The sequence below is a fragment of the Actinotalea sp. C106 genome, from assembly GCF_023630195.1.
Lineage (GTDB): Bacteria > Actinomycetota > Actinomycetes > Actinomycetales > Cellulomonadaceae > Actinotalea.
The window spans coordinates 1-5,251 of record NZ_JALPKN010000226.1; the positions used below are offsets into that span (position 1 = coordinate 1).

Annotated in this window: 5 protein-coding genes; 2 read left to right on the top strand and 3 right to left on the bottom strand. The window is 71.8% G+C overall.

Features of this window, described 5'->3' with window-relative positions:
- The 3 genes from L0B03_RS13530 to L0B03_RS13540 form a co-directional block, all read right to left on the bottom strand.
- On the bottom strand, positions 1 to 1,236 hold a 1,236-nt coding region (locus L0B03_RS13530; RefSeq protein ID WP_250446628.1), incomplete at its 3' end, for a hypothetical protein.
- A 176-nt stretch (positions 1,237 to 1,412) separates the two neighbouring features.
- Complete coding sequence (locus L0B03_RS13535) at positions 1,413 to 2,342, bottom strand: AEC family transporter (RefSeq protein WP_250446631.1); 930 nt, start codon at positions 2,340 to 2,342, stop codon at positions 1,413 to 1,415.
- A gap of 471 nt (positions 2,343 to 2,813) precedes the next feature.
- A complete protein-coding gene (locus L0B03_RS13540; RefSeq protein ID WP_250446633.1) occupies positions 2,814 to 3,701 on the bottom strand; it encodes a LysR family transcriptional regulator ArgP in 888 nt (295 codons plus the stop codon).
- Positions 3,702 to 3,771: 70 nt separating this feature from the next.
- On the opposite strand from L0B03_RS13540, the gene L0B03_RS13545 reads away from it, so the two are divergent.
- Positions 3,772 to 4,368: a LysE/ArgO family amino acid transporter gene (locus tag L0B03_RS13545; protein ID WP_250446635.1), complete on the top strand. Its 597-nt coding sequence runs from the start codon at positions 3,772 to 3,774 to the stop codon at positions 4,366 to 4,368.
- A 122-nt stretch (positions 4,369 to 4,490) separates the two neighbouring features.
- Positions 4,491 to 5,102, top strand: coding sequence for a SigE family RNA polymerase sigma factor (locus L0B03_RS13550; RefSeq protein ID WP_250446637.1), 612 nt, complete (start codon positions 4,491 to 4,493; stop codon positions 5,100 to 5,102).
- Positions 5,103 to 5,251: the final 149 nt, after the last annotated feature.

Below are 5,251 nucleotides of genomic sequence, written 5' to 3' on the forward strand. Positions count from 1 at the left end.
CCGCGCCGCCGTCGTCCTGGCCGCGTGCCTCACCTGGTCACGGATATAGGAGACACGCCCTAGCTCATCGGGTATGCGGCGGGCCCCGGCGAGCGGAAGCGGTTGCACGATTCGGGCGGGATTGGGCGCGAAGGTGGACATCAGGTCGGCGGGGATCTGGCCGTCGACGATGGGGGCGAGCTGCTCTCGGTTCGCTGGCGTGGTGGTCCACTCCTGAAGGAGGCCCCGCACTGTCTCGCTCACCTGCCCGGCGGAGAAGTGAGGTGCTACGAGATCGCGGTACGGGTCACCGAACCAAGACCACCACGTCGGGGTCGGTGACAAGCCGAGCCATTCCGCACCCCAGCCCCGTACTGGGACGATCGGCCATTCCGTGTGCTCGAGATCGACCCTGGCTGAGGAGCCGGTCCAGAGGTGCCCGCGTGTGACTTCAGCTGTCGCGTGGAAGGCGCGTAGTTCGTCGGCGAGGTCGATGAAGAATCGGCGGACGGCCTCGCGCCAGCGCGGGTCGAACAGTGGCTCGGCGAGAAGGTCGAGGCTCATGTGCCATGTTGAGAGGACGGGATCGTCGCGCCCGCGTGGAGCATCGAGGGAACCGTCGACGACGGGCAGCGTCCCCTTGATGAAGAAGGTGCCATCGGCTGCTCTCCAAGCCGCGTCGAGGCCTGCGACACCCACGTCGGCGTACTTGCCCTGGAGGGGCTCGTACTCCCCGAAGCGCCGTGGCAGCGCTTCGGGGAGGTGTCGTGCAGCTGCGTTCAGGAGGACGCGGATGGCATCAGGGGCTTCCGGCCGGGGGCGGCAGTACCAACGCAGTTCGACCATGTCGACCCGCTTCTGCGGGTCGGGACGCTCGACCTTCCGAGCGGACGACTGCGGCCAGACCTCACCGGTCTGTGCATCGAGAACCGCGCCGCCCAGGCTCCGTGCCAATCGGCGGGCGAATCGGATCGCGTGCGGCACATCGGTGGAGGAACTTCCCTCCACCGAGACCGAGTGCAGGTGCGTAGCCCCCAGCAGGCGGGAGGTGACCTCGATGGGCACGTCATCCGGCTCCACTCGCTGGGGGGCCTCGATCGTGAAGCAGTACTTGCCGCGCGCACCACGCAGGACCGTTAGAACGAGATGCGGCGATGAGCTGGTTCTTGTGGACAAGCCCGGCGTCTGCGAGATGAGCGACAGAACTCGTTCTACTTCCAGCGCCCTGGGCAGATAGACGGCGAGGTCGTACGACATAACGAGATCATGGCACCGCAACGAGCGTCTTCAGGGAAGTGGCCGGCGACGTTCACTCTGCTGCCCACAGTCACAGCCAGAGCATCGGCGGCAGGTGCGGTGCGCCGCCGAACCGGTAGCGCGCTCACCGTGTCTGCACGGAGATCGGCATGGCCGCGCACCGCAGCGGGCCGCGTCTACCCGAGCACCGCCGCGACGACCACGAGCACAGGGACCGCGAGCAGCGTCGTGACCAGCCCCGCATCGCGGGCCACAGGGATGCCCTTGCCGTAGCGCAGCGCATAGACCAGGACGTTCTGCGCCGTGGGCAGGGCAGCCATCGTGACGACCGTCAGCAGCGCCGTCCGGTCGAGCCCCAGGCCGAGCCCGATCGCGGCCGCCAGCGTGGGGTGCACCACGGATCGCAGCACGGCGACCAGGGCTAGGTCCCGGGTCCACAGGCGTCCGGTGCCGGGCCGAGGAGCGGCGAGGGACATGCCGAAGGTGATCAGCGCGAGAGGCGCGGCGGCGGCTCCCACCAGGCGGAAGGGTTCGTAGACCACCTCGGGCAGGTCCCAGGGCAGCACGGCGAGGGTCAGGCCCGTGAGGGAGCCGATGATGATCGGGTTGCGCAGCGGGCGGAGCGCGGCTTCGCGCAGGCGCGCTGCGAGGGGCATCGAGGTGTCGGCGCTCGCGTCGAGGATGAGGAAGGCCACGGGGGCGAGCACCAGCTGCTGGAAGAGCAGGGTCGGGACCACGGCGACCGCCCCGCCCAGCAGGTACACCGCGACGGGGATGCCCAGGTTGGCGGCGTTGAGGTAGCTCGAGGCGAGCATCCCGACCATCGCGTCGGCCGCCCGACGTCGCCACACGAACCGCAGCACCACCACTGCCGTCAACGCGACCGTGCCGGTGCTCAGGGCTGTGACGACGGCGAGCGTCGAGACGAGCAGGTGCAGGTCGGCGTGGGCGATGGTCACCATGAGCAGCGACGGGGCTGCGACGGTGAAGACGACCCGTGCCAGGGCGGCCTCGGCCCCGGGCCCGAGCGTTCCGCGCCGGCCGAGGACCCACCCCACCACGGCGATCGCGGCGAGGGTCCCCAGAGCGGCGGTGACGGCGCCCATCAGCGAGGACGGCTCGAAGCCGCCGTGCGCGTCCGGCGAACCGTGCGCATCCGGGGAACGCGAGGAGTCGACACAGATCGATGATCCCGGACGGCAGGGCAGGCGACCCGGGCCCGGTGGGCCGTCCGGGGACCCGCAACGGGGACGACGTCGGGCCGCACCACAGGGATCCGGACGCGATGAGGGACCAAGGTCCGGGGCGCGCGCGGCGCGTCGTTGCCTAGCGTGGCGGGATCGATGCATCGCGGCGTGAGAGCTCCACCCGGTGAGGGTGGCTCGTCGGTCCCGCCGTTCGGTCGAGGCCGGCGGGGCGGACGCTGACGGGTCGAGCCGGGGGAGTCGGCGCCCCCGGCCCGACCATCGCACCGCCCTGGAGGACCGACGGCGGCTCGTGTCGGCACAGGTCTTCGCGTGCAGGTGGTCCAGCGTGCAGGTGGTCCAGCGCGCAGGTGGGCCCGGCGTGCAGTCGGCTCAGCGTGCAGGAGGCTCGGTCCGCAGCCCCGCTCGCGCCGCAGCGCGGACCGCCTCGGTGATCCGGCCGAGGCGCGCCGAGTCCAGGGTCCACGCCTGCCAGTAGAGGTCGACGTCGTGGTGCCCCTCGGGTTCGAGCAGCACGAGGGAGCCGTCCGCGAGGCCCGCGCCGAGCTGCAGCTCAGGCAGCATTCCCCAGCCGAGCCCGGCCCGGACCGCGGCGAGAAACCCCTCGCTCGAGGGCACCGTGTGCCGCGGCGGGAGGGGCTCGGCGCCACGGTCCCGCAGGAACCGGTGCTGCAGGTCGTCCTTGGCGTTGAACTGCACCACGGGCATCGCCGCCCAGTCGGGGCCGCCCGCGGTGAGGAACCGGTCGCGCAGCGCGGGGGTGGCGACGGGCACGTAGCGCATGGCACCCAGGTGCTCGACCCGGCACCCACCCACCGGCGCAGGATCGGAGGTGATGGCGCCGATGACCTCGCCCTGGCGCAGCAGGCGGCTGCTGTGGTCCTGGTCCTCGACGTGCAGGTCGAGGGTGGTGTCGGTCCAGGTGGCGGCGTCCCGGAGGAAGGGGGTGAGCCAGGTGGCCAGGGAGTCGGCGTTGACGGCCACCGGGGTCACCGTCATCGAGGTGCCGTCCGAACCCAGCCGGCTGCGGGTCTCGGCCTCGAGGAGCTGCACCTGGCGGGCCATCTGCAGCAGCACCGCCCCCGCCGCGGTGGGGGAGCAGGGACTGCCGCGGCGCACCACCACCTGCCCGAGGCTGCTCTCGAGGGCCTTGATGCGCTGGCTGACGGCCGAGGGCGTGACCCCGAGCTCGTAGGCCGCGGCCTCGAAGCTGCCCTCGTCGATGATCGCCGTGAGGGCGCGGAGGTGCTCGAGGTTCATAAAGAGATGCTAATGCAGCCGGAGGATCAATCGCTTGTCTACACCGTGGCCTGTGGCTAGCGTCGCGGCCATGTGGAGCATCTGGGCCACCGGCCTCACGACAGGACTCGCGCTCATCGTCGCGATCGGCGCGCAGAACGCCTTCGTGCTGCGCCAGGGCATCCGGCGCGAGCACGTGGGCGCCGTCGTCCTCATCTGCGCGGCCAGCGACGTGCTCCTCATCCTGCTCGGCACCGCGGGGATCGGCGTGCTGGTCGACAGGTTCCCCGTGGCCCTCGACGTGCTGCGCTGGGGCGGAGCGGCCTACCTCCTGTGGTGGGCGTTCCGCTCCTTCCGGTCAGCCATCCGGCCCGCGGCCCTCACCGAGGCGACGCCGCGGTCCCGAGGCTCCGTGGCGCTCACCGCCGTCGCACTGACCTTCCTCAACCCCCACGTCTACCTCGACACCGTGGTGCTGCTGGGCAGCCTCGCCAACCAGCACGGGCCCGACGCGCGATGGGTGTTCGCGGGCGGCGCCGTCGTCGGCAGCATCCTGTGGTTCACGGCCCTCGGCTTCGGGGCCCGGGCGCTCGCCCGCCCCCTCGACAAGCCTCGGACCTGGCGGATCGTGGACGCCGTGATCGGGGTGATCATGCTCGTGATCGCGGCCTCGCTGGTCTGGGGATGATGGCCCTCAGCCCTTGAGCCCCGAGTGCGCCAGACCACCAGCGGCGAGTGCGTAGCGGCGACGGTGCATCCCCTGGATGCCCGAGGCAACCTTTCTGGGCCTGTCATCGTGAGCAGGGCATGGTGAGGGGATCGAGGGCGGGGGGCGAGGTGCTGGGCTGTCAGACGCGTCCGCCGACGCAGGCAGAGCACCTGCCCGTCGAGGTGCCCGCCGCCGACTGGGACGTCGAGTTCACCGAGTTCGTCGTCGAGTGCGGTGCAGACCTGAGCCGCACGGCGCGGTTGCTGTGCGGCGACCACCACCGCGCGGAGGAGCTGACCCAGCTCGCCCTGGTGCGCACCTATGCCGCCTGGGGCACGGCCCGTCGGGGTGTTCCCCTCGCGTACGCGCGCCGCGTGCTCGCCATCGCCCGCATCGACACCTGGCGCACACGACGACGGGAGGTGCTCACCGCCCCCGAGGCCCTGCCCGAGCAGCAGTCACCGTCGGCCGAGCCCGACCACCCCCGTCGCGACGACGCCGTCGCCGCCCTGCACCGCCTGCCGGTCAAGCGACGCCGGGTGGTGGTGCTGCGGTACGTGCTCGGCCTCCCCGAGGCCGAGGTCGCCGACATCCTCGGGATCAGCGTGGGCGCGGTGAAGTCGGCCGGCTCGCGCGGGTTGGCGCAGCTCCGCGCGGATCTCCAAGAGGCCGACAGCCGTGGCGGGGTCACGGAGGAGGGGAAGGGCCGATGAGCGACAACGAGCATGTCGTCGAGCGCCTGCGCCGAGCGCACGAGGCCGAGCCGGTCCCGTCGATCGACCCGGTGGAGGTGCTCGGTGCCGCGCGGCGGTGGCGTCGACGCCGGACGGCGGCGCGATGGGGCGGCCTGGGCGCTGCCGGG

Excerpts from the sequence above, each read along its gene's own strand:
- L0B03_RS13535 (WP_250446631.1), bottom strand. The coding sequence starts at position 2,342 with ATGGGCGCCGTCACCGCCGCTCTGGGGACCCTCGCCGCGATCGCCGTG.
- L0B03_RS13540 (WP_250446633.1), bottom strand. The coding sequence starts at position 3,701 with ATGAACCTCGAGCACCTCCGCGCCCTCACGGCGATCATCGACGAGGGC.
- L0B03_RS13545 (WP_250446635.1), top strand. The coding sequence starts at position 3,772 with ATGTGGAGCATCTGGGCCACCGGCCTCACGACAGGACTCGCGCTCATC.